At 66.2% G+C, this 22,369-nt stretch carries 19 protein-coding genes; 8 read left to right on the forward strand and 11 right to left on the reverse strand.

Annotated features, from left to right (window positions below; genetic code table 11):
• Positions 1-169 precede the first annotated feature (169 nt).
• The 3 genes from der to AC1MLZ_RS17835 all read left to right on the forward strand — a co-directional run bounded on the left by der (position 170) and on the right by AC1MLZ_RS17835 (position 2,308).
• Positions 170-1,558 (forward strand): ribosome biogenesis GTPase Der, encoded by a 1,389-nt coding sequence (der, locus tag AC1MLZ_RS17825; RefSeq protein ID WP_480959646.1) that lies wholly within the window; start codon positions 170-172, stop codon positions 1,556-1,558.
• 15 nt (positions 1,559-1,573) lie between these two features.
• Positions 1,574-1,783, forward strand: a complete 210-nt coding sequence (locus AC1MLZ_RS17830) for a sulfurtransferase TusA family protein (RefSeq protein WP_480959647.1) — start codon at positions 1,574-1,576, stop codon at positions 1,781-1,783.
• 105 nt (positions 1,784-1,888) lie between these two features.
• Positions 1,889-2,308 carry an Hpt domain-containing protein gene (locus tag AC1MLZ_RS17835; protein WP_480959648.1) on the forward strand — a complete coding sequence of 140 codons (420 nt, stop codon included), beginning with the start codon at positions 1,889-1,891 and terminating at the stop codon, positions 2,306-2,308.
• A 134-nt stretch (positions 2,309-2,442) separates the two neighbouring features.
• Here the strand turns inward: AC1MLZ_RS17835 and bfr are convergent, their stop codons facing one another.
• The 6 genes from bfr to map all read right to left on the reverse strand — a co-directional run bounded on the left by bfr (position 2,443) and on the right by map (position 9,341).
• A complete protein-coding gene (bfr, locus tag AC1MLZ_RS17840) occupies positions 2,443-2,958 on the reverse strand; it encodes a bacterioferritin (protein WP_480959649.1) in 516 nt (171 codons plus the stop codon).
• A gap of 102 nt (positions 2,959-3,060) precedes the next feature.
• Positions 3,061-3,231, reverse strand: a complete 171-nt coding sequence (locus AC1MLZ_RS17845) for a (2Fe-2S)-binding protein (RefSeq protein ID WP_307084162.1) — start codon at positions 3,229-3,231, stop codon at positions 3,061-3,063.
• 81 nt (positions 3,232-3,312) lie between these two features.
• Positions 3,313-4,563, reverse strand: a complete 1,251-nt coding sequence (locus tag AC1MLZ_RS17850; RefSeq protein ID WP_480959650.1) for a DUF418 domain-containing protein — start codon at positions 4,561-4,563, stop codon at positions 3,313-3,315.
• Positions 4,564-5,428: 865 nt separating this feature from the next.
• Complete coding sequence (gene purL, locus AC1MLZ_RS17855) at positions 5,429-7,657, reverse strand: phosphoribosylformylglycinamidine synthase subunit PurL (protein ID WP_480959651.1); 2,229 nt, start codon at positions 7,655-7,657, stop codon at positions 5,429-5,431.
• A gap of 171 nt (positions 7,658-7,828) precedes the next feature.
• Positions 7,829-8,497 carry a GNAT family N-acetyltransferase gene (locus tag AC1MLZ_RS17860; RefSeq protein WP_480959652.1) on the reverse strand — a complete coding sequence of 223 codons (669 nt, stop codon included), beginning with the start codon at positions 8,495-8,497 and terminating at the stop codon, positions 7,829-7,831.
• A gap of 16 nt (positions 8,498-8,513) precedes the next feature.
• Positions 8,514-9,341 carry a type I methionyl aminopeptidase gene (gene map, locus AC1MLZ_RS17865; protein WP_480959653.1) on the reverse strand — a complete coding sequence of 276 codons (828 nt, stop codon included), beginning with the start codon at positions 9,339-9,341 and terminating at the stop codon, positions 8,514-8,516.
• Positions 9,342-9,391: 50 nt separating this feature from the next.
• Between map and AC1MLZ_RS17870 the strand changes: the two genes are divergently transcribed.
• Complete coding sequence (locus AC1MLZ_RS17870) at positions 9,392-10,150, forward strand: competence/damage-inducible protein A (protein ID WP_480959654.1); 759 nt, start codon at positions 9,392-9,394, stop codon at positions 10,148-10,150.
• 139 nt (positions 10,151-10,289) lie between these two features.
• Here AC1MLZ_RS17870 and AC1MLZ_RS17875 read toward each other — a convergent pair whose 3' ends face one another.
• Positions 10,290-10,703: an HIRAN domain-containing protein gene (locus AC1MLZ_RS17875; RefSeq protein ID WP_480959655.1), complete on the reverse strand. Its 414-nt coding sequence runs from the start codon at positions 10,701-10,703 to the stop codon at positions 10,290-10,292.
• 203 nt (positions 10,704-10,906) lie between these two features.
• Between AC1MLZ_RS17875 and AC1MLZ_RS17880 the strand changes: the two genes are divergently transcribed.
• Positions 10,907-12,952, forward strand: a complete 2,046-nt coding sequence (locus tag AC1MLZ_RS17880) for a M13 family metallopeptidase (protein ID WP_480959656.1) — start codon at positions 10,907-10,909, stop codon at positions 12,950-12,952.
• A gap of 219 nt (positions 12,953-13,171) precedes the next feature.
• Here AC1MLZ_RS17880 and AC1MLZ_RS17885 read toward each other — a convergent pair whose 3' ends face one another.
• Positions 13,172-13,456, reverse strand: a complete 285-nt coding sequence (locus AC1MLZ_RS17885) for a hypothetical protein (RefSeq protein WP_480959657.1) — start codon at positions 13,454-13,456, stop codon at positions 13,172-13,174.
• 249 nt (positions 13,457-13,705) lie between these two features.
• Here AC1MLZ_RS17885 and AC1MLZ_RS17890 point away from each other — a divergent pair, with 249 nt between their 5' ends.
• Positions 13,706-14,602, forward strand: coding sequence for a DMT family transporter (locus AC1MLZ_RS17890; protein ID WP_480959658.1), 897 nt, complete (start codon positions 13,706-13,708; stop codon positions 14,600-14,602).
• A 198-nt stretch (positions 14,603-14,800) separates the two neighbouring features.
• Here the strand turns inward: AC1MLZ_RS17890 and AC1MLZ_RS17895 are convergent, their stop codons facing one another.
• Positions 14,801-15,139 (reverse strand): hypothetical protein, encoded by a 339-nt coding sequence (locus AC1MLZ_RS17895; protein ID WP_480959659.1) that lies wholly within the window; start codon positions 15,137-15,139, stop codon positions 14,801-14,803.
• Positions 15,140-15,459: 320 nt separating this feature from the next.
• Between AC1MLZ_RS17895 and AC1MLZ_RS17900 the strand changes: the two genes are divergently transcribed.
• Together AC1MLZ_RS17900 and AC1MLZ_RS17905 are read left to right on the forward strand one after the other, a co-directional pair.
• A complete protein-coding gene (locus tag AC1MLZ_RS17900) occupies positions 15,460-17,742 on the forward strand; it encodes a TonB-dependent receptor (protein WP_480959660.1) in 2,283 nt (760 codons plus the stop codon).
• Between the two features lie 42 nt (positions 17,743-17,784).
• A complete protein-coding gene (locus AC1MLZ_RS17905) occupies positions 17,785-17,928 on the forward strand; it encodes a hypothetical protein (protein WP_480959661.1) in 144 nt (47 codons plus the stop codon).
• Positions 17,929-18,055: 127 nt separating this feature from the next.
• Here the strand turns inward: AC1MLZ_RS17905 and nagE are convergent, their stop codons facing one another.
• On the reverse strand, positions 18,056-19,771 hold the full coding sequence (gene nagE / locus AC1MLZ_RS17910; protein WP_480959662.1) for an N-acetylglucosamine-specific PTS transporter subunit IIBC: 1,716 nt from the start codon (positions 19,769-19,771) through the stop codon (positions 18,056-18,058).
• Complete coding sequence (ptsP, locus tag AC1MLZ_RS17915) at positions 19,768-22,365, reverse strand: phosphoenolpyruvate--protein phosphotransferase (RefSeq protein ID WP_480959663.1); 2,598 nt, start codon at positions 22,363-22,365, stop codon at positions 19,768-19,770. Before ptsP ends, nagE begins: the two co-directional genes overlap by 4 nt.
• Between the last annotated feature and the right edge of the window lie 4 nt (positions 22,366-22,369).

Genomic DNA, 22,369 nt, shown 5'->3' on the forward strand with positions numbered 1-22,369 from the left:
GAGAGGGAAGGGGCCCGCCGCGCTTGCGGTGGGAAGGGTGAGGGGAGTGGGGCTCGGGACCCGGCCCAAACTCCCCCTCTCCCCTCCGTCGCCCGCGGCTCCTCCATCCCTCTCCCAGCGGGGCGAGGGACTAGGTGACGCCAGCGCGTTCCCGCGCTAAGGGCCTGCCATGTCCAAACTCCCTGTGGTCGCGATCGTCGGCCGCCCAAATGTCGGCAAGTCGACCCTGTTCAACCGCCTCGTCGGCAAGAAGCTCGCGCTGGTCGACGATCGCCCCGGCGTCACGCGTGACCGCCGCGAAGGCGACGCGTCGCTGATCGGCCTCGAATTCCGCATCATCGACACCGCCGGCTACGAAGATCACGATGCGCAGACGCTCCCAGGCCGGATGCGCCAGCAGACCGAGGCGGCCGTCGCGCAGGCCGACGTCGCGCTGTTCCTGTTCGACGCGCGCGCCGGCATCGTGCCGCTCGACGAAGAGATCGCCCGCTGGCTCCGCACCGCCGACGTCCCCGTCATCCTCGTCGCCAACAAGGCCGAAGGTCGCGCGGGCGAAGACGGCATCCTCGAATCGCTCTCGCTCGGCTTCGGCGACCCGGTCCAGCTCTCGGCCGAGCACGGCGAGGGCATGGGCGACCTGTTCGAAGGCCTGCTCCCGCTGCTCGAAGGCAAGGAAGAGCTGCCCGAGGAACAGCCCGACAACGAGTATGAAGGCCCGCTGAAGCTCGCGATCGTCGGCCGCCCGAACGCGGGCAAGTCGACGCTCGTCAACCGCATCCTCGGCGAAGACCGCATGATCACCGGCCCTGAAGCCGGAATCACGCGCGATTCGATCAGCGTCGACTACGACTGGCACCCGACCGGCGGCGAAGCGCGGAAAGTCCGCCTGATCGACACCGCCGGCATGCGCAAGCGCGCCAAGGTGCAGGATAAGCTCGAGAAGATGTCGGTCGAGGACGCGCTCCACGCAGTCGACTTCGCCGAGGTCGTCGTGCTGCTGCTCGACGCCACGCTGGGCCTCGAGGCGCAGGATCTCCGCATCGCCGACAAGGTTCTCCAGGAGGGCCGTGCGCTCGTCATCGCGCTCAACAAATGGGACGTCGCCGAGAGCGCCTCGTCGCTGTTCAACGGCGTCAAGCGCGCGCTCGAAGACGGCCTGTCCCAGGTCAAGGGCGTCACCGTGATGACCGTGTCCGGGGCGACCGGCAAGGGCATCGACCAGTTGCTGCAGGCCTGTTTCGATACGCGCGACGCCTGGTCCAAGCGGGTCGGCACCGGCGAGCTCAATCGCTGGTTCGAGCGCGCGATCGAGGCGACCCCGCCGCCGGCCCCTGGCGGCAAGCGGATCAAGATGCGCTACGTCACGCAGGTCAAGACGCGTCCGCCCAGCTTCGTCATCTTCGGCACACGCGTCGATCAGCTCCCGGCGAGCTATGAGCGGTACCTCGTCAATTCGATGCGCAAGGACCTCGGCTTCGGCGCAGTCCCCGTCCGCTTGATGTTCCGCGCGCCGAAGAACCCCTACGACGACAATGGCAGGGGCGGCGGCGGCAATTAAGCGGCGGCGTCCGATATGGTCCGCATCGACGCCCGGGGTATGCGCTGCCCCTGGCCGGCGGTGCGGCTAGCCCGCGCCCTGCGTGACGGCGCGCGGAGGGTCGAGGTCCTGGCGGACGATCCGCAGGCGCCGACCGAACTCGCGGCCGTCGCTGCGTCGGCCAATGCGACGATAGAGATCGTTTTGGATGAATTTACCCAAACCTTCGTCATAACTTGCGTCTAATATGACAACACTGTGTTTACCTGGATGGGGTATGATACAGCCCTGACCTTTATGGCGCTATTTGCTTAACGGGAGAAGGCGGCAGTGTCGTTTGAGGGAAGCACCTTGATAAATTGGCCGGCGTTCGTGCAGGCGCGCACCGAGTTGGGTGCAGGATTTGGCCGCATCCTCGGGTATTTTCGCGAGGACGGCGTCAAGTCGGTTGCGGCGATCGAGGCGGCGATGCGCGCCTTGAACGCCGCGGCAATGGTAATCCCGGCGCACACGCTGAAGGGCGAGGCGCGACAGTTCGGCGCCGAGCCGCTCGCCGATCTTGCCGAGGCGATCGAGGTCATCGCGCGCGATTGCGTGGAGATGCAGGATACGCCTGACGAGGCGCTGGAGCATATCGTCCAGTTGCGACCGTTGTTTATCGAGACGTTGACGCTGCTGGAGCGCGAGGCCAATCCGATCGTCGCCCGCAAGCCGGCCGCCGGCGGTGGTTTCGGTCGTCGGGCGATCCCGACCGGGTTCGGCGAAGAGTAATACGCCGCCGAGTGCTACTGGTCGGCGCCTAGTATCAATCACGTCCGTCATCCCAGCAAAAGCTGGGATCCAGAGCCAAGGACGTCGTCGTATGGCTCAGGATCCTGACGTTCGTCAGGATGACGGGGGCCAGCTTAGCCCTTCAGATACGGCGCGGCGCCGGTCTTGGGTGAATCATGCTCCGAGATCGAGTTCAGCTGGATGTAGTTGTGGATACCCATCCGCTCGATCATCTCGAACTGACGTTCCAGCGTGTCGACATGCTCTTCCTCGCTGGCGAGGATGCGGGCGAACAGGTCGCGGCTGATGTAATCCTTGACCTCCTCGCAGTACGAGATCGCCCCCTTCAATTGGACGGTCGCCTCGACTTCGAGCGCCAGATCCGACTTCAGGACCTCCTCGACGGTCTCGCCGATCCGCAGGCGGCCGAGCAGCTGGAAGTTCGGCAGGCCATCGAGGAACAGGATGCGCTCCGACAACCAGTCGGCATGCTTCATCTCGTCGATCGATTCCATCCGCTCGTACTGGGCGAGCTTGTAGACGCCCCAATGCTCGAGCATCCGGTAATGGAGCCAATATTGGTTGACCGCGGTCAGCTCGTTCTTGAGCGCCTCGTTCAGATATTCGATTACTTGGGGGTCGCCGCGCATGGCCATATCTCCGTCACCTCTGACGGACATGTAGCGCCGGCGAGACCGCAACCGCAACCCGAAAAATGGCGGATTTCTGCGGTTTCTTAGCTGTTGCGACGCTTATGCAGCGGCGCGTTCCTCGTCGATAATCGCTCGCGCTATCGATGCGCACTGGCCGCATTTGGGTTTCCGACCCATCGAACGAAAGGCTTGGCAGGGTGTGGTGCAACCGCCGCGTGCGCAGTTGCGAACGTCGGATTCTCGTATGGCATTGCAAACGCAGACGACCATGGGAACTCCCTAGCTGTAAGCTCGGGATACGGATAATGCGAACCACTCGCAAGCCATTTTGCGTCTTATTCGCAAATAGCGTCATCGGCGGGCCGTGAATGCCGAACCGCGCATCGGCTGCCATTCGAACCGGGAGAGACTGCGCCAAAGCCATTCGAGCGGCCCATAGCGGAATCGATCCAGCCACGGCTTCGACCAGAGGAGCATCAGCAGCCAGATTGGCACGACCACCAGATAGAGCTGCGCGCGCGACAAGGCGCCGTACAGCCCGAACCCATAGCCGTAGAACAGCGTCGTGCAGATCACGGTCGTCCCGAGATAGTTGGAGAACGCCATCCTGCCTGCTGCCGAGACGCGGGTCGTCAACCAGCCGCCGGGGCGGGCGAGCAGGATGATCGCCGCGGCGTAACCCATGATCGTGAGGGGGCGGAACGGCGTGGCCAAGGCAAGCCATGACAGCACGACATACCGCGCGTCGAACCCGTGGGCGATGTCGAACGTCGCTATGCCCGCATAGGCGAGCCAACCGATCCCGACTCCGGCAACCGCGATCACGGCATAATGTCGCTGCGACCATTCGCCGGTCAGGAACCCCGATCGCAGCCCGGCCATGCCGAACAGCATGAACCCGAGCGTCTCCGGACCGGTGGCGGTGAGGGACGTGATCGGCCCGACCGCGTGTTTCCAGCGCCATACGACCAGATCACCCCATCCGCCACGTCCGATGGCGAGCTCGCGCGCGATGGAGGTCTTGGAGGGTTGGCCGAATTGATCCGCCAATAGATGCCAGTTCGCGATGACGCGCGCCGTTGCGCCGGGCCGGTGCGCGGAGCCGTAGAGGTCGAAGGCATAGGCGGTGAGGGTGGTCAGTTCGACCGTCTGAAGGGCGATGCAGGCCAACCCGACTCCGACGAGCCAGCGAACCGGCAACCGCACGAACATGTACGCGATCGCGCCGACCAGTGCGTAATGCGCTAGGATGTCGCCCCACCACAGCAGGTACAGGTGCGCGACGCCGAACACGAACAGCCATGCCATTCGGCGCAGGTGGACGGTCGCAGGGTCCTCGCCGTTCGCCTCCGCACGGTCGATCACCAGCAGCATCGACGCCCCGAACAGAAACGAGAACAACCCGCGCATCTTGCCGTCGATGACGATGAAGGTCGTGGTCCAGGCTATGAGGTCGGGCATGTTTGGCCAGCCCATCGAGGCTGGGGTCATGTAGGCGAATTCGGGAAAGCCGAATGCGGCGATGTTGGCGGCTAGGATGCCCATGACGGCGACCCCTCGGATGAGGTCGAGCGTGGCGATTCTGGCGGGGGCGGGGGTCATGCGGGCAGAGTGAAGTATAGGAAGTATAGACGCTCGCGCAGCATTTCGTGGGACCGTCGTGAGGGTTGGACTACGGCATGCTTTCGCTTGGCTGCAACGCGGGAGCGACTGCCTTGGCAGGACCGGACGGACGCGGGCGATGCTCGGTCCAGGCCAGCGTCCGATCGACGCGTCTCGGCAGCACGGTAGGCGAGGAAGGCTTCGATCATGGTCCGACGCTGGCATATCGCGGTGGTGCAGGACAGGTCTGCTGTGCCGGGCTGCCGCGATCGGAATTTTCTGGTGATCCTCACACCGGTAAGTATCCGCCGCCTTCGTACTCGCACCTATACCCGTATCCGTATCCGTAACTCGAGCCAGCCTCGACCTCGCACCACTCGTCACCCCAGCGGAAGCTGGGGTATGCCTGTTGGCGAGTGCTGCGACCCGATTGGGGAGATCCCAGCTTCGCTGGGATGACGGTTGGGGGGCATGGTGATGGATGACTAGCGGCAGGTAATGCGGACGGTAGTGAACGGACCCGCGGCGAGCACGATCGACGGGGAGCCTCGTAGCATCGGCCACCGGGCGGGCCTCTCCGGACGACCATCTTGCCTCCTTGTTCTCCCGCGAAGGCGGGAGCCCAGACTGGGTCCCCGCCTTCGCGGGGACACATGCTGAGTTCCGAAACCAGTTCCTTGCGACAAAAACCCAACCACCCCGGCGAAGGCCGGGGCCCAAATGGGGGACGGTTATGGCGAAGGGCAGCGATTCGTTACTGCGGCCTTCCCAATGGGGCCCCGGCCTTCGCCGGGGTGATTGCTTGACGCCGGGGTGGGTGCTTAACGTCGGGGCGGAGGTCTCAATCGTCCGCCGCCGCAGCGAATCACGCCAGCGCCGCGTCGACCCCCATGAGCTTCGGGAAGAAGCCCTCGTGCGCCGCGCGGAGCGTGTCGAGCGCGATGACGTCGTCGCGGTCCGGTCGTTCGAAGATCAGCCGCTTGCCGCCGGTACGTCCCATCGGTTCCGCCTCGACACCCGCCGCATACGCAGCGCCGAGGAAGTCGAGCAGCGCGTGGTCCTCGACGGTGACGATGTAGACGCCCTGGTCCTCGGCGAAGAACGAGCGCGCGCAGTCGAAGGGCTGCTTCCGGTCGATCATCGCGCCGATGCCGCCGGCGAGTGCCATCTCGGCGATCGTCACCGCCACGCCGCCGTCGGAGACGTCGTGGACCGCGGTCAGCTGGCCGAGCGCAATCGCCTCGCGGATCAGGTCGCCGACGCGGCGCTCGGCGGCAAGATCGACCGGCGGGGGAGGGCCGGCTTCGAGCTGTTCGCGGCCGTGGCATTCGCGCAACCACAGCGACTGGCCGAGATGGCCGCCGCGCGTGCCGACCGCGAGGATGATGTCGCCCGAGCCCTTGAAGGCGATCGTCGCGTTCTTCTGCCAGTCGGCGAGCAGGCCGATCGCGCCGATCGCCGGCGTCGGCAGGATCGCGGAGCCGCCGCCGGTCGCCTTGGATTCATTGTAGAGCGAGACGTTGCCCGACACGATCGGGAAGTCGAGCGCGATGCAGGCGTCGCTCATGCCTTCGAGGCAGCCGACGATCTGGCCCATGATCTCGGGCCGCTGCGGGTTGGCGAAGTTGAGGCAGTTCGTCACCGCCAGCGGCAGCGCGCCGACCGCGGTCAGGTTGCGCCACGCTTCGGCGACCGCCTGCTTGCCGCCCTCTACGGGATCGGCAAAGCAATAGCGCGGCGTGCAGTCGGTGGTCATCGCCAGCGCCTTTTGCGTGCCGTGGACGCGGACGACCGCGGCGTCGCCACCGGGGCGCTGCACCGTGTCCGCGCCGACCATGTGGTCATATTGCTCCCAGATCCAGCGGCGCGAGGCGACGTCGGGCGAGCCCATCAGCGTGAGCAGGTCGGCGGCGATGTCGCTGCTATGCGGCACGTTTTCGAGCGGCGCTGGCTTGGGCGTCGGGACGTGCGGGCGATCGTAGAGCGGCGCTTCGTCTGCGAGCGGCCCGAGCGGGATGTCGCATACGGTCTCGCCCTTGAACGTCAGCACCATGCGGCCGGTATCGGTGACGCGGCCGATGACCGCGAAATCGAGTTCCCACTTCTTGAAAATGGCTTCAGCCTCGGCTTCGCGGCCGGGCTTCAGCACCATGAGCATGCGCTCCTGGCTCTCGCTGAGCATCATTTCATAGGGCGTCATGCCGGTCTCGCGCTGGGGCACGTCGTCCATCTTCAGCTCGATGCCGACACCGCCCTTCGACGCCATCTCGACCGCCGAAGACGTGAGGCCGGCGGCGCCCATGTCCTGGATCGCGACGATGACATCCGTGGCCATGAGTTCGAGGCAGGCTTCGATCAGCAGCTTCTCGGTAAACGGATCGCCGACCTGCACGGTCGGGCGCTTGGCGTCCGAATCCTCGCCGAAATCGGCCGAGGCCATCGTCGCACCGTGGATGCCGTCGCGGCCGGTCTTGCTGCCGACATAGACGATCGGATTGCCGATGCCGGATGCGGCCGAGTAGAAGATCTTGTCCTGGTCGGCGATCCCGACGGTCATCGCGTTGACCAGGATGTTGCCGTCGTACGCGCTGTGGAAATTCACTTCGCCGCCGACGGTCGGGACGCCGACGCAATTGCCGTAGCCGCCGATGCCCTGGACGACGCCGGAGATCAGGTGGCGCATCTTGGGGTGATCGGGGCGGCCGAAGCGGAGCGCGTTCATGTTGGCGATCGGCCGCGCGCCCATCGTGAAGACGTCGCGCAGGATGCCGCCGACGCCGGTCGCAGCGCCCTGGTACGGCTCGATGTAGGAAGGGTGGTTGTGGCTCTCCATCTTGAAGATCGCCGCCTGATTGTCCCCGATGTCGACGACGCCAGCGTTCTCGCCGGGGCCGCAGATGACGCGGGGGCCCTTGGTGGGCAGCTTCATCAGGTGGATCTTGCTGGATTTGTAGCTGCAATGCTCGGACCACATCACCGAGAAGATGCCGAGCTCGACCATGTTCGGCTCACGGCCGATGGCGCGCAGGACGCGCTCATATTCTTCGGGGGACAGGCCGTGGTCGGCGACGATCTGGGGCGTGATCTGAGGCATGGGGCGGGCTTTAGCGGGGTGGCGCCGGACTTGCCAGCGTCGATCCTTCCCGGGACGGGGAGGGAACCGCGCATCGCAGATGAGGCGTGGAGGGGGATCGCCGCGCACGTACCGTCAGTGGAAGCCCCCCTCCACCAGCTGCGCTGGTCCCCCTCCCCGTGCCGGGGAGGATCAAGCGCGGGCGAGGATCGCGATGTGCATTTCGCGGCGTAAGGAGAAGCCGAGCGTTTCGTATAGCGCGGTGGCGCCGCGATTGCTGGCGTAGGCGTGAAGGATCGGGGTGTCGCCCTCTGCCAGGATCGACCGCGCGACGACGCGCATCAGGCCGGCGGCATAGCCGTTGCCGCGGTGATCTGGGTGCGTGCAGACGCCGCTGACCTCGACATAGCCGGGCATCGACAGGCGCCGCCCGGCCATCGCGACAAGGCGACCGTTACGCTTCACCCCGACGAAACCGCCGAGCGTGTTGGTGCGCGGGAAGAACGGGCCGGGCTCGGTCAGCGTCGCAAGCGCGAGCATGGCAGGGGCGTCGGCATCGGTCAGTGTGATGAGTTCGAAGGCGGGATCGCCGGGCGTTATGGTCGACGCGATCATTTGCCAACCGAGCGCGCTTTTGCGAACGGTCAGGCCAGGGGGTAGAGGCTGCTCTTTCGCCTCCATCAACGCGATCTCGCCGCCAGCGGGCACGAGCGCGGCGAGAGCGACAAGACTGTCGGGCGACGTATCCACCGAGGCGGCGAATATGCCGATGTCCGCCGCCATGCGTCTTGCAAGCGGGCCACCGAGGCTCACCGCATTCTGACGCGTCGTGAGTGCCGACCAGACGGGGCGGTCAAGCATGTCCGCCCCGCTCGGGTCAGACATACGGCGGCTGCGTGTAGCCTTTGGGGCTTAGCGTGAAGATGTCGCACCCCGTTTCGGTGATCCCGATCGAATGCTCGAACTGCGCCGACAACGAGCGGTCGCGCGTGACGGCCGTCCAGCCGTCGTCGAGCAGCTTCACGTCGGGGCGGCCGATGTTGATCATCGGTTCGATCGTGAAGATCATGCCGGGGCGCAGCTCGGGGCCAGTGCCGGGCTTGCCGACATGGACGACTTCGGGGGCATCGTGGAACAGGCGTCCGACGCCGTGGCCGCAGAAATCGCGGACCACGCCGTAGCGATGCTTTTCGGCGTGGCGCTGGATCGCGTTGGCGACGTCGCCCATGCGGTTGCCGGGCTTGGCCTGCTCGATGCCGATCATCAGGCATTCGTAGGTGACTTCGACCAGCCGGCGCGCCTTGATGGGGACGTCGCCGATCAGGTACATCCGGCTCGTGTCGCCGTGCCAGCCGTCGAGCAACGGCGTCACGTCGACGTTGACGATATCGCCCGATTTCAGCGTCTTCTCGCTCGGAATGCCGTGGCACACGACATGGTTGATCGAGATGCAGACGCTGTGCGTATAGCCGCGATAGCCGAGCGTCGCGGGCACGCCGCCGCCCGCGACGATGAAGTCGTAGATCAGCCGGTCGATCTCGGCGGTGGTCACGCCCGGCACCATGTGCGGCACGATCATGTCGAGCGTCTCGGCAGCGAGTTGGCCCGCCTTCATCATGCCTGCGAATGCGGCGGGGCCGTGCAGCTTGATGGCGCCGGTACGCGCGTCGGGCTGGTCCGAGGTGACGGTTACATATTCGGTCATGTCATAGATATAGCGTGGCGGGCGGGCTTTTGCGAGGCTATGCGAGGGGCATGACAGAGGAACGCATCTGGACGGCCGCGCTGACGATCATCGGCGACGAGATCCTGTCGGGCCGCACGCAGGACAAGAACGTCGCGCAGATCGCGGCCTGGCTCAACGTGCAGGGCATCCGCCTCGCCGAGGTGCGCGTGGTCGCCGACAAGACCGAGGCGATCGTCGAGGCCGTCAACATCCTCCGCGCGCGCAACGATTACCTGTTCACGACCGGCGGCATCGGGCCGACTCACGACGACATCACGGTGGATGCGATCGCCGAGGCGCTGGGCGTTGCGGTCGAGCATCATCCGCGCGCGATGGCGGTGCTGGAGGAATATTACGCAACCCGCGGCGGGCTGACCGAAGCGCGCGCGCGAATGGCGCGGGTGCCGGTCGGGGCGGACCTGATCGACAACAAGGTGTCGGGCGCGCCGGGGATCAAGATCGGCAACATCTTTATCATGGCGGGCGTGCCGCACATTACGGCCGGGATGCTCGATGCGCTGACGGGGACGCTGGAGGGCGGGCGCCCGGTGGTGTCGAAGACGATCGGCTGCTGGGTCGCGGAGAGCGAGGTCGCCGACATCCTGCGCGACGCCGAGAAGACGCACGAAGGCGTTGCGATCGGCAGCTATCCGTTCTTCCGCGACGGGAAGACGGGCGCGAACTTCGTGGTGCGGAGTTCGGACGAGGCGCTGGTCGATCGCTGCCTCGCCGATCTCACGCGCGATCTTGAGGCGACAGGTCGCATCGTCACCGCTCAGGGTATCTAGGCTTTTTAATTATCCTCCCCCGCTAGGGGGAGGTGGCGCGTAGCGACGGAGGGGGAGGACACGGAACAAGCGTAATCGGTTACCGCCCCCTCCGTCTGGCAAGAGCCAGCCACCTCCCCTGGCGGGGAGGATCAGGAGTTCATGCGCCCCATTCGGGGCCGTCGGGATCGGGATAGAAAACGTCGGGATCGTACGGTGCGGCGCGTGAGGATGGCGCGGGCTCGCCCGGTTCCGGCACTGTCGGCGCATCCCCACCGAAGCGGATGCGGACATAGCCCATGCTGCCGGCGAGCGCCTGGAAGACGACGGCGTATTCCTCCTGCTGCATGCGCCGGCCGATGAAGGGCGCGCGCTCTGCCGACAGATAGCCCATCTGCACGCCGCGCAGGCTGAACACCGCGACCGCATTGGCGTCATGCGGGTTCTTCGGTTCGCGGCGGAGCTCCACCGGTTCGCCGGGCGCGCAGAGCAACAGCTCCATGCGCCGGTTGCTCTTGCTCTTGTCCGCATTGGGAAAGTCGATGCCGACCACGCTGAGCGTCAATTCGTCCATGCCGCATACTAGGCTTTGATCGCGGTGATCGAAAGCCGACCCTCCTGCAAACGACGGTATAGCCAGCCCGCGCGGTGTTCGATGCGTCGGAAACGAACGCATATTGTTCGGCATTCGCCCTCGAACCGTAAGATCGAACTGGATTTTTCGAATCCGACCTGTTCCAATCCCGGTTCGCACCGCCCTTCGATCATGGAGTTCCAATGCCGTCATATCCTCTCTCGCGGTTGTTGCTGGGCGCGGCGGCGCTGACGCTGTCGACGCCGGCGTTCGCACAGGCCGCCGCTCCGACCGGAACCCGCTACGGCAGTTTCGGGATCGATCTCACCGCCGCCGACAAGTCGGTGAAGCCGGGTGACGATTTCTGGACCTATGCGAACGGCAGCTGGAACAAGCGGACCGAGATCGCCGCGGATCGCACCTCGGCCGGCGGCAGCGTCATTCTCGCGGATCAGGCCGAGCAGCAGGTCCGTACGATCCTAGACGATGCCGCGCGCGATCCGGCGGCGGTCGGCCCCGGCGCCAAGCAGTTCGGCGATCTCTATGCGAGCTTCATGGACGAGGCGGCGATCGAGCGCGCGGGTGCTGCACCGTTGAAGCCGTATTTCGCGAAGATCGACGCCGCAACCGACAAGCAGAAGCTGCAAGTCCTGTTCGCGACGGTCGGCTACGCCGCCCCGATCGAGGTCGGCCAGCTGCCCGATCCCGCCGATCCGAAGCGGTATGCGGTTGCCGCGGGGCAAGGGTCGCTCGGGATGGGCGGGCGCGACTATTATCTCGAACAGGGCGCGAAGTACGACACCTTCCGCACCGCGTACCGCGCGTATGTCGAGAAGATCCTGACGCTGTCGGGCATACCGGATGCGTCGGCGAAGGCCGACCGGATCGTCGCGCTCGAAACCGCGATGGCGAAGGTTCAATGGTCGCCGGTCCAGTCGCGCGATCTGAAGGCGATGCTCAAGCCGATGGATGCCGCCGGTCGCAAGGCGCTCGCGCCGGAGTTCGACTGGACGCTGCTGATGTCGACCGCGGGCTATGGCGATTTCCCGATCGTCTACATGACCAATTCGACCGCGCTGACCGAACTCGGCAAGCTGTACGCGGCCACGCCCGTCTCGACGTGGCAGGACTGGATGAAGTTCCGCCTCGCCTCGTCCAGCGCGAACGTGCTCCCGAAGGCGTTCGACCAGGCGAATTTCGACTTCTTCGGCAAGACCCTCGCCGATCAGCCGCAGCAGCGCGCGCGGTGGAAGCGCGCCATCGCGGTGGTCAACGGCACGATGGGCGAGGCGGTCGGCGAGGTGTACGTAAAGCGCCATTATCCGCCGGAAAGCGAAGCGAAGATGGGCGAACTGATCGCCAATCTGCGCGCCGCGTACAAGGAGCGGATCGGCGCGAACGGCTGGATGGATCCGGCGACCAAGACGCAGGCACTGGCGAAGCTCGCCGCGTTCGATCCGCGGATCGGCCACCCGGTGAAGTATATCGACTACGCGTCGCTGAAGGTCGTGCGCGGCGATCCGCTCGGCAATGCGATCCGTTCGGGCGAGTTCGAGCACCGGCTCGAGCTGTCGCGGCTCGGCAAGCCGGTCGATCGCACGCTCTGGGGCATGACGCCGCAGACGGTGAACGCCTATTATGATCCACTCAACAACCAGATCACCTTCCCGGCGGCGATCCTGCAGCCGCCCTATTTTGATCCGAAGGCCGATGCCGCGGTGAACTACGGCGCGATCGGCGCGATCATCGGCCATGAGATGGGCCACGGGTTCGACGATCAGGGCAGCCAGTTCAGCGCATCCGGCAAGTTCGAGAATTGGTGGACGCCGGAGGCTCGCACCGCCTTCACGCAGCGTACGGCGGCGCTGTCGAAGCAATATGACGCGTACGAGCCGATCCCCGGCGTGCACGTGAAGGGTGCGCTGACGCTCGGCGAGAATATCGGCGATCTCGGCGGTGTCGAGACGGCCTATGCCGCGTATCAGAAATATCAGGCGGTGCACGGCAAGGCGCCGGTGATCGATGGGCTGACTGGCGACCAGCGCTTCTTCCTGTCCTATGCGCAGGCGTGGCAGGCGAAGTTGCGCGAGGGCGCGGCGCGCGCGCGGCTGTTGACCGATCCGCACTCGCCGCCGTTCTACCGGGTCAATGGCATCGTCCGTAACGTCGACGCCTGGTACACCGCGTTCGACGTGAAGCCCGGCGCCGCGCTGTATCTGGCACCGGCGGAGCGCGTGCATATCTGGTGATGCCCGGCGGTATCGACCGCTGGCTGATGGTTCGCCCGAGACTGCTTGTACAGAAAGCAGCCTCGGGCGAACCGACGGTCCGAGGCGCTGTGGCATGACAACGATGCTACCGGTCATGCGAATGGACTGGAGCGATGTCACCAATCCCCGGTGCATTGCGTTGCCGAAGTTCTGTGGCGTGGCTATCGTCCACTGCGCCGCCTTGTACCGGCCGGCCTGCTACCCTGCGGTGTCGGGCAACGGCAGATGGTCTGCGATCGCAGCGATCGCCTTTCCGGTGAACGTCGTGCCGATAGCGCCTGCGATCTGGATAGGGTGTTCGGTCGTCAGCGTGGCGGCCGCTTGATGCCGTGCATCCAGCCCGAGCCAATCGCGCAAGGCACGTTCGAGGCTGGCCACTTCGGGGACGTCCGTATCGCCACGAGGGACGTTCTTCAGCGACGCGCTCATCCGCCAATTGATGTGCGGGGTCATCGATCCGTCACCCCAAGTCGCTTCCGTCATATCGGTTTATCCTTCGCATTTCCCTTCTAGAAGCGAGCGGCGGCAGGGATGTTCCCTGCCGTGACGATCGTCCTGACCGTCCGCTTCCCGTATGCGCCGCTGAAGCACCTCAAATCATAGTGGTCGTGCCGTGCTGCAAATACCTGCCGGGCCGATTCAATCGACTCGAAATACGACTGGGCCAAGGGGCGCCTCCGACACCGCGCATTCGCGCTCGCCATCGGCGGCGAGGTCGGGCAACGCGGTCGCATGAACAGGCTCGCTTTTCTCGCGCTCGCTGCCGCCGGTGTTTTCTGGGGTCTAGGTTTTCCGCTCGGCAAACTGGCGCTGCGCGAAGTCGAGCCAGCGCACATGGTGCTGCTCCGTTTCATGGTGGCCAGCATCATCGCACTTCCCTTCGCGGTGGCGACTCCAGAGGCACGGGCACTGTTCCGCTCGCCGCCGGTGCTGTGGGCGGGCGCGCTCTACGGCCTTGCCTTCATCGTCCAGTATGAGGGGCTGGCGGGCGTCACCGTCACGCTCGCCGCGCTGCTGGTCGGTGCGATGCCCGCGTTGATCGCGGTGGCGGCGCATCTGACGGGCGAACGCGTCAGCCGGGCGTCCTGGACCGGAGTTGGCGCCGCGACGATCGGCGCTGCGCTGATCGCGGGGAAGCCGGGCGGGGCTGGTACGGGGATCGGCATCGCCTTGTCGCTGCTGTCGCTGCTGATCTTTCTCGGGTGGCTGCTGATCCTCAAGCGCGTGCCGCTCACGCGGTCGGCGATGGCCGTGCCCGCCGTCACGCTGGTCGTGGCGACCGCCGCCGTGCTGCCGATCGCACTGGTGTTGCACGGCCTCCCGCCGCTCGCGCTCAGCCCGATCGCCTGGAGCGGGATCGTCGGCCAGGGGGTGTTCTCGACCTTTGTCGCCACGGCGGCATGGCAATACGGCGCCACCCGGGTCGACAGCGCGAGTGCGGGCGTGTTCATCAATATCGAGCCCATGATCGGTGCGGTGCTGGGCATTGGCCTGTTCGGCGATCCGGCAGGGTGGCCATTGGTGCTTGGCGGCGTGCTGATCGTTGCGGGCAGCCTGTTCGTCGTGCGCGGCGAGCGCGCCGAAGCCAGCCATGTCGCCGACGCCCTGCACGGCCTGTCACCCGACTAGAGGCTGCCATTCGGCCAACGCCGATGGACGAGCGTGGATCGTGATTCGAAGCCGGCTCGGCATCGGCCCATCCATATCCTCATCGTGGCACTGGGCTGGTGGCACCGTCATCGTGGCGTTGGTCGCCCGATAGGGGTCCGTGCCGGGGAGTATGGACGGCGCGTCGTCGGCTCGGCTTGCACGCTCCGGTGAGATGGATCAGCGTTGTTTCTTCGCTGTCGTCGCCGTGAATTCGGGGTCCTTGTTCGCCACCCAGTCGACGAATTTCCGGATGACGGGATTGGCGAGCAGGCCCTCTACATCCATCCCATGGCGTTGCAGTTCGGAGTTCGTGAAATTTACCGTCAGCGTCTGTTGGCAGATCGGATGCATGGGTACGACATCGCGACCACCCCGGCTTTTTGGCACGGGATGGTGCCAGACGATCGTCTGGCCTGTGGGCCGGCTGCACAACCAGCACGGCACTGTCGGTGCCGGAGCGTCCTCCACGGCATCTGCGTCCCCATAGGGCCCATGTTTCGAATGTTTGCGGGCCATGCGTCTACCTGAATTCCTGAATTTGCAATGCCACCCTTAGCGAGGTGGGATTACTACGCCAGCGTCTCGCGCCCTCGTATAGATCGCTCCATGCGCAAAATATCCTTGGCGACCTGCCTGGGTGTTTGGTCCGCCCTCGGTATCATCGAGGTCACTGAGCAGCGTGGCCACTGCAGCAAAGATGTCGCGGTCGTCGACAAAAGCGCAGCATCGCCCTGCGTACCTATTGTCGCATGTTACAGGCGTGTTACCGACTTCGGACGGATTCGGGTCACACGGGTCGGTCGAGACGGATGTCTGTATCCTTGGGGGGATCATCCATGAATCGCGTGTCCTTGCGTCCGTCCGTCTTTGCCCGTCTGCTTGCCAGCGCTCCGCTGCTCCTCGGCACTCCTCTGTTCGTCTTCGCAGCGCCAGCCGTCGCGCAGGAGCAGGCACAGCCTTCGGTATCCGACGACCAGGGGCTCGGCGACATCGTCGTAACCGCCACCCGGCGCCGGGAATCGTCAAAGGACGTTCCGCTGGCAGTGACCGCGATCAGCGGCGAAAAGCTCGACGTGCTGAACGCAAGTGGCCTCGACATCCGCTTTCTCGCCGGCCGCACGCCCAGCCTCCAGGTCGAATCGTCGTTTGGACGCACCTTCCCGCGTTTCTACATTCGCGGGCTCGGCAACACCGATTTCGATCCCAACGCCGCGCAGCCGGTGTCGGTCGTGTATGACGACGTCGCGCTGGAAAGCCCGATGCTCAAGTCGTTCCCGATTTTTGACGTGCAAAGCGTCCAGGTCCTCCGCGGACCTCAGGGTACGTTGTTCGGCCGCAACACGCCGGCCGGCGTCGTGAAGATCGATTCCGCCAAGCCGGATGCCGACCGGGCCTCGGGTTATGCGACCGGATCCTGGGCGACCTACAATACGATCAACGGCGAGGCGGCGATCAACCTGCCGATCGGTAGCGGCTTTGCGTTCCGCGCGTCCGGCATCATCCAGTCGCGCGACGATTGGGTGGAGAACGATTCCGCGACGGGCAATGCCGACCGCAAGCTGGAGGGCTATCGCGACGTCGCCGGCCGCTTCCAGCTCGGCTATGCCAGCAGCGATTTCAACGCGTTGCTGAACGTCCACGTCCGCGATCTCACCGGTTCGCCGCGCATCTTCCGCGCGGGGCTGTTCAAGCCGGGCACCAACGACTTCAACACCGGTTTCGACCCGAAGCATGCTACGCTCGACGGCTATACCAGCCAGAGCCTGACGCAGTGGGGCACGAACCTGCGACTCGATTATCACCTCGACGGCATCGGCACCTTCTATTCGGTCACCGCCTACGAACAGGCCAAGGTCGAGAGCACCGGCGATGTCGACGGCGGCAACAACTACACGTTCCTCGGCGGCACGATCGGCGCGATCGGCGTCGGGCTGTTCCCGTCGAATACCGGTGGCATCACCAAGCCGAAGGAGTTCAGTCAGGAACTGCGCTACGCCAGCGAGGACATGAACGGCATCCGGCTCCAGGGTGGGCTGTATTATTTCCACCAGACGCTGCGCTACAACCAGTACGACTATGCGTTCGGCGGCACCGGTTCGCGCGATACCGACCTGACGCAGGACATCTTCCACGACAATCGCAACGAGAATTACGGTGGTTTCGCTTCGATCGAAGCCAAGCCGACCGAGTTGCTGACGTTGCGCGCAGGCGTTCGGTATTCGCACGATTACCGCAACGACCTCGTCACCGCGCCGATCCCCGGCACGGGGATCAGCGACACGCTGCCGGCACGTGCGGTCGTCCGTGCGTCGAACGTAACCTGGGACGCGAGTGCCACCTACGAACTGACGCCCGCTATCAACGTCTATACGCGGCTGGCGACGGGCTATCAGGGGCCGGCGATCCAGGACCGCGTGACCTTCGGCAGCGTCCAGAGCACCGCGCCGAAGCAGACCACGTTCTCGGGCGAGAGCGGCTTCAAGGGCACGCTGCTCGACCGGAAAGTGAACTTCTCGCTCGACGCCTATTGGTACAGCACCAAGGACCTGCAGATCACCGCGGTCGGCGGCAGCAGCAACTCGGCACGGCTGATCAGCGCCAACAAGGCGATCGGCTACGGCGTCGAGGGCGAGTTCGAGGCGCGGCCGGTCCGCGACCTGACGCTGACCGCGAGCGGCAGCTATAACTTCACCGAAATCCGCGATCCCGGCATCGGCGTCGGCGTGTGCGCGACCTGCACCGTGCTCGATCCAATCGTGAACGGGTTCGCGATGATCGACGGCAACGACCTTCCACAGGCACCGCGCTGGATCGCGAACTGGACCGCGCGCTATGCGATTCCGCTCGGCAACGGTGGCGAGATCTATGCCTATACCGACTGGGTATACCGTAGCAGCGTCAACTTCTTCCTGTACGATTCGGTCGAATTCCGCGGCAAGTCGTCGCTCGAAGGCGGCCTGAAGGCGGCGTATAAATCACCACAGGGCTATGAGGTCGGGGCGTTCGTCCGCAACATCACGAACCAGTATCGCAGCATCAGCGCGATCGATTTCAACAATCTCACGGGCATGATCAACGAACCGCGGATCATCGGCGGGCAGTTCAAGGTGGCGTTCTGAACAGCAACTAGCGGTTCACCCGGACTTGGCGGCCGCCTCGCCATGCGGTTTGCGGAACGGTCGCGCGACGATTGGGTAGAGGTCTTTGCCGGTACGGATGCTTGTGTGACGCCGGTTTCGTCGTTCACCGAAGCGCCGCACGACCCCCGTAATCAGGCTCGTAGCACGTTTGCCGCGCCCGCCTGACCGATGCAACCGATGCCCGCACCGCGCTTTTCGGTAACCCCGGCCACCCCGACGACGTCCCGCGAGCAGGCTGGCCCGCACGCGTGTCTCGTTGGCCGAGATCCGGGTCGGCGGATACCTCCGGGTCTTATGACCGAGGGTGCTCGACGATGGCTGCATCCGTCACCATCAGCAGATGCAGCAGACCGGGGGCAGGGCGCGCGATGGCCTGGATCCCGAGTGCCTCGAGCGCTGACGTCGAGATCTGGTCGGCGTCCTCGAGGCGAATGCGCAACCGGGTGCCGTGCATCGTCGCAGCGTGTAGGTTGGCTGCGCCGCCGAGCGCCGCCAGCGTCGCCGGCGTCAACGCGATATCGGGCGTGATCGCGGGGCCTGTCGTGGTTGTCGCCACGGTGGCGGGAGCACCGGCGGCGATCGCGTCGCGAATCTCGACCGCTACCGAGTCGGCGATCGGCCCGAGCACGATCTGGAGCGCGTTGGCCGAAGGGCGGATCAGGCCGCGGGCGCCGAGTGCCTTCAGGCGTGCCTCGTCGACGCGCGTCTGATCCGCGACGATCAGCCGCAACCGTGTCGTGCACGCGCCGACGCTGGTGAGGTTGGCGGCGCCACCCAGCGCTGCGGCAAAGGCTGCCCCGCGTTCGCTCCTGGCGACGGGTGCTACCGCGACAGGCGCGTCGCGCTCACGGCCCGGCGTGGGGAGGTCGAGGCGCTTGATGACGGTACGGAACAGGACGTAATAGATCGCCGCATAGGCGAAGCCGACCGGGAGCAGCAGAAGCGGCTTGGTCGCCTTGCCGTAGTTCAGCACGTAATCGAACAGCCCTGCGGAAAAGCCGAAGCCCAATTTCACGCCGAGCGCATCCATCAGCACCATCGACACGCCGGTCAGCACCGCGTGGATCGCGTACAGCACGGGCGCGAGGAACATGAAGCTGAACTCAATCGGCTCGGTCACGCCGGTCAGCGCGGACGTGAGCGCGAGGCTCAGCAACATCCCGCCGACCGCCTTGCGTCGCTCGGGCAGCGCGGCGTGGTACATCGCCAGGCACGCGGCAGGCAGGCCGAACATCATCACCGGGAAGAACCCGGCCATGAACACGCCTGCGGTCGGATCGCCGGCGAAGAAGCGGCGGAGATCGCCCGTGGTGCCTTGGTAATCGCCCGCGACGAACCAGACGATGTTGTTGAGCAGATGGTGAAGCCCGGTGACCAGCAGCAGGCGGTTGAGTAGCCCGAATGCGAACAGGCCGAACCCGCCCGCGCCGCTGATCCCGTAGCTGAGGCCGTCGATGCCCGTGCTCAGCGCGCCGAAGCCGAGGCCGACGACCAGCCCGAGCGCGAGCCCCGCCACGCCGCTGACGATCGGCACGAACCGGCGGCCGCCGAAGAAGGCGAGATATTCGGGCAGCGCGATCGCCGAGAAGCGGTTGTAGAAACTGCCGCCGATCAGGCCGGAAATGATGCCGATCGGCACGTCGAGCCGGGCGATCGCCTTAGCCTTCCACGCCGCAGCGGCGAGTGCGATCGTGTCGCCGGTCAGGCCTTTCAGCGCGTCGGCGGGGACGGTCATCAGGGCTTGCGCGCCCTGCGTGGTGACGAGGTAGCAGACCACGCCCGCGAGACACGCGGCGCCGTTGCCGTCGCGAGCGAAGCCGGTGGCAACGCCGATCGCGAAGAGCAGGCCGAGATGCGAGAAGATCGCATCGCCCGCCGCGCTGAGCACCGCAATGTCGAGCAGATCGGGTTGGCCGAGGCGCAGCAACAGGCCGGCGACGGGAAGCACCGCGATCGGCAGCATGAGCGCGCGGCCGAGTGGCTGTAGGGCTTCGAGCACGGACTTCATGGGCGGAAACTCCGGGCGAGCGTTCGCACGTCCGCGGCTGAAATACAGTTCATCGCCGCCGCGGCATGCGCGCGGCAGGCGTCGATCGTGAGCGTCGCGACCAGCGCCTTGATCTCGGGCACGAGTGCGGGTGCGGACGAGAGTTCGGTGACGCCGAGGCCGATCAGGATCGGTACGGCGAGCGGATCGGAGGCGAGACCGCCGCACACGCCGGTCCATTTGCCGTGGACCGCGCCGCCCTCGCAGGTCCGCGCGATCAGGCGCAGCACGGCGGGGTGGAGCCCGTCGAGGTCGCTTGCTACCGCCGGATTGCCGCGGTCCATCGCGAGTGCGTATTGCGTCAGGTCGTTGGTGCCGATCGACAGGAAGTCGGCCTCGCTGGCGAGCAGGTCGGCGGTGACTGCGGCGGCGGGAGTCTCGATCATGATGCCGAGCGCGACATGTTCGGTGTGGCCGGTGGCGGCGGCAGCGGCGTCGAGTGCGGTGCGGACGGCGCGGAGTTCGCCGAGGCTCGCGATCATCGGCACCATGATGCGGCACTGGCCGGCAGGACGGACCGCGAGGATCGCGCGCAACTGTGCGTCGAGCATCTCGGGGTGGGCGAGACCGACGCGGATGCCGCGCAGGCCCAGCGCCGGGTTCTCCTCCGCGGCGATCGGGAGGTAGGGCGCGGGCTTGTCGCCACCGATGTCGAGCAGGCGGACGATCAGCGGGCGACCGTCGAGCGTGTCGGCAATGCGCTGGTAATCGGCGGTCTGCTCCTCGACGCTGGGGGCGCTGTCACGTTCGAGGAACAGGAATTCGGTGCGGAGGAGGCCGCAGCCTTCCGCGCCGTTGCGGACGGCGACCTCGGCATCGTCAGCCGAGCCGAGATTGGCGAATGCCTCGATCCGGACGCCGTCCTGCGTGCGGCATTCGCGCGCGGCGTTGGCGAGCGCGGCGCGGCGCCGTTCGGTTTGGGCGTCGTACGCGGTTTGCGCGGTCGCCAGCGTCTCGGCATCGGGCGCGACGTGGAGCAGGCCTGCGCCGGCGTCCAGGATCAGCGGCGTACCCGCGGTGATCTCGGCGAGCGCTGGGCCGACCGCGACGAGCGCCGGCAACCCCATCGTCGCGGCGAGGATCGCGACGTGCGAGGTCGGCCCGCCGCGCTCGACGCAGAAGCCGACGATCGATGCTGTTTCGAGGCCGAGCAGATGCGAGGGGAGCAGGTCGTCCGCCAGCAATATCGTGCCGGGCGGGAAGCTCAGGCGTTCGTCGAGGTCTTCGCCGGCGAGTGCGCGCAGCACCTGGCGTTCGAGATCGAGCATGTCGTCGGCGCGCTCGGCCAGACGGGCGTCACCGGTCGCGTGCAGCGCGTCGGCCTGTGCGCGGATCGCGGTGCGCCAGGCGTAGGCGGCGCTGTCGCCTTGCGCGATCGCGGCATGCGCGGCGGCGGTCAGGGTCGGGTCGTCGAGCAGCGCGGTGTGCGCGGTGAGGATCGCGCGTTCGGCGCCGGTCGCGGTCGCCGATTTGGTGGCGAGGCGCGTGGTGACGGTGGCGAGCGCCGCATCGAGCGCAGCGCGTTCGGTGGTCGCTTCGGCCCCTTCGCGGGTCACGGCGATCTCGGCGAGACGGAAGAGCCCTGCCTGACCGATTGCGATGCCGGGGGAGGCGGTGACACCGGGGAGGCGGCCGTCGGCGGGTAGAGTCAGAACCTTCGCGCTCGCAACTCCCCGTTCCCCCGCGAAGGCGGGGGCCCAGGACCCAGCAGCGCCATCGTTCGTGGTTCCTGCGCCCCCGCCTTCGCGGGGGAACACGGGCGCGGTTGGGGCAGATCCCGCTTTCTCGCCCATGCCGCCGAGGATCAGGTCGCCGATCGCCGCGAGCGCGTCGACTGCGTCTGGGCCCGTGGCCGAGATCGTGATCTCGTCGCCGAGTTTTATCCCCAGCGCCATCAGCGCGACGGGGCTGCGTACGTTACCTTCGCGCCGATCTGCCTCGACGGGGGCGTCCTTGGAAATCTTGACCTCGGACACGAACTTCCGCGCGCTCTCGCCGATCCGCGCGGCGGGACGGGCGTGGATGCCGTGGACCAGCGGCACGACGATCGTGCGGCGGACGGTGTCGCCTTCGACCACGGCGACGTCGGCTGAATCGCGTGGTTCGAGCGTCATCATCGCCCCGCCGACGCCGACCAGTCGGTCGGTCTCGCGGCGGACGATGGTGAAGCGCTCGGGATTGGTGACGATCACCGGCGTGATCACCGCCCGCGCCTCGCAGACCAGCAGGTCGAGATCGAACCTGATCAGCGGATCGAGCCGCTGCACCGTCGCGCCCTCCGTCACGCAAGGCGTGAACCCGCGCCCACCGAGCGCCACCGTATCGAGCCCGATATGCATCAGGATATCGGCGCCCTCGGGGGTACGCAGCGTGATCGCGTGGCCGCTGGCATGGACGCTCAGCACGACCGCGTCGCACGGTGCGTGCAGGCAATCGCCGGTCGGATCGACGGCGATCCCGTCGCCCATCATCCGTTCGGCAAAGACCGGGTCGGGGACCGCCTCGAGTGGCGATGCCCAGCCCTGGAGGGGCGACGTCAGGATGATAGGCTTCATGGCG

It is taken from the genome of Sphingomonas sp. PEI4 (assembly GCF_056679955.1).

Excerpts from the sequence above, each read along its gene's own strand:
- AC1MLZ_RS17850 (WP_480959650.1), bottom strand. The coding sequence starts at position 4,563 with ATGACCCCCGCCCCCGCCAGAATCGCCACGCTCGACCTCATCCGAGGG.
- bfr (WP_480959649.1), bottom strand. The coding sequence starts at position 2,958 with ATGCGCGGCGACCCCCAAGTAATCGAATATCTGAACGAGGCGCTCAAG.
- AC1MLZ_RS17905 (WP_480959661.1), top strand. The coding sequence starts at position 17,785 with ATGCGGTTTGCGGAACGGTCGCGCGACGATTGGGTAGAGGTCTTTGCC.
- nagE (WP_480959662.1), bottom strand. The coding sequence starts at position 19,771 with ATGAAGTCCGTGCTCGAAGCCCTACAGCCACTCGGCCGCGCGCTCATG.
- AC1MLZ_RS17900 (WP_480959660.1), top strand. The coding sequence starts at position 15,460 with ATGAATCGCGTGTCCTTGCGTCCGTCCGTCTTTGCCCGTCTGCTTGCC.
- AC1MLZ_RS17830 (WP_480959647.1), top strand. The coding sequence starts at position 1,574 with ATGGTCCGCATCGACGCCCGGGGTATGCGCTGCCCCTGGCCGGCGGTG.
- AC1MLZ_RS17885 (WP_480959657.1), bottom strand. The coding sequence starts at position 13,456 with ATGACGGAAGCGACTTGGGGTGACGGATCGATGACCCCGCACATCAAT.
- ptsP (WP_480959663.1), bottom strand. The coding sequence starts at position 22,365 with ATGAAGCCTATCATCCTGACGTCGCCCCTCCAGGGCTGGGCATCGCCA.
- AC1MLZ_RS17860 (WP_480959652.1), bottom strand. The coding sequence starts at position 8,497 with ATGCTTGACCGCCCCGTCTGGTCGGCACTCACGACGCGTCAGAATGCG.
- AC1MLZ_RS17895 (WP_480959659.1), bottom strand. The coding sequence starts at position 15,139 with ATGGCCCGCAAACATTCGAAACATGGGCCCTATGGGGACGCAGATGCC.
- der (WP_480959646.1), top strand. The coding sequence starts at position 170 with ATGTCCAAACTCCCTGTGGTCGCGATCGTCGGCCGCCCAAATGTCGGC.
- AC1MLZ_RS17870 (WP_480959654.1), top strand. The coding sequence starts at position 9,392 with ATGACAGAGGAACGCATCTGGACGGCCGCGCTGACGATCATCGGCGAC.
- AC1MLZ_RS17845 (WP_307084162.1), bottom strand. The coding sequence starts at position 3,231 with ATGGTCGTCTGCGTTTGCAATGCCATACGAGAATCCGACGTTCGCAAC.
- AC1MLZ_RS17875 (WP_480959655.1), bottom strand. The coding sequence starts at position 10,703 with ATGGACGAATTGACGCTCAGCGTGGTCGGCATCGACTTTCCCAATGCG.
- AC1MLZ_RS17890 (WP_480959658.1), top strand. The coding sequence starts at position 13,706 with ATGAACAGGCTCGCTTTTCTCGCGCTCGCTGCCGCCGGTGTTTTCTGG.
- purL (WP_480959651.1), bottom strand. The coding sequence starts at position 7,657 with ATGCCTCAGATCACGCCCCAGATCGTCGCCGACCACGGCCTGTCCCCC.
- AC1MLZ_RS17880 (WP_480959656.1), top strand. The coding sequence starts at position 10,907 with ATGCCGTCATATCCTCTCTCGCGGTTGTTGCTGGGCGCGGCGGCGCTG.
- map (WP_480959653.1), bottom strand. The coding sequence starts at position 9,341 with ATGACCGAATATGTAACCGTCACCTCGGACCAGCCCGACGCGCGTACC.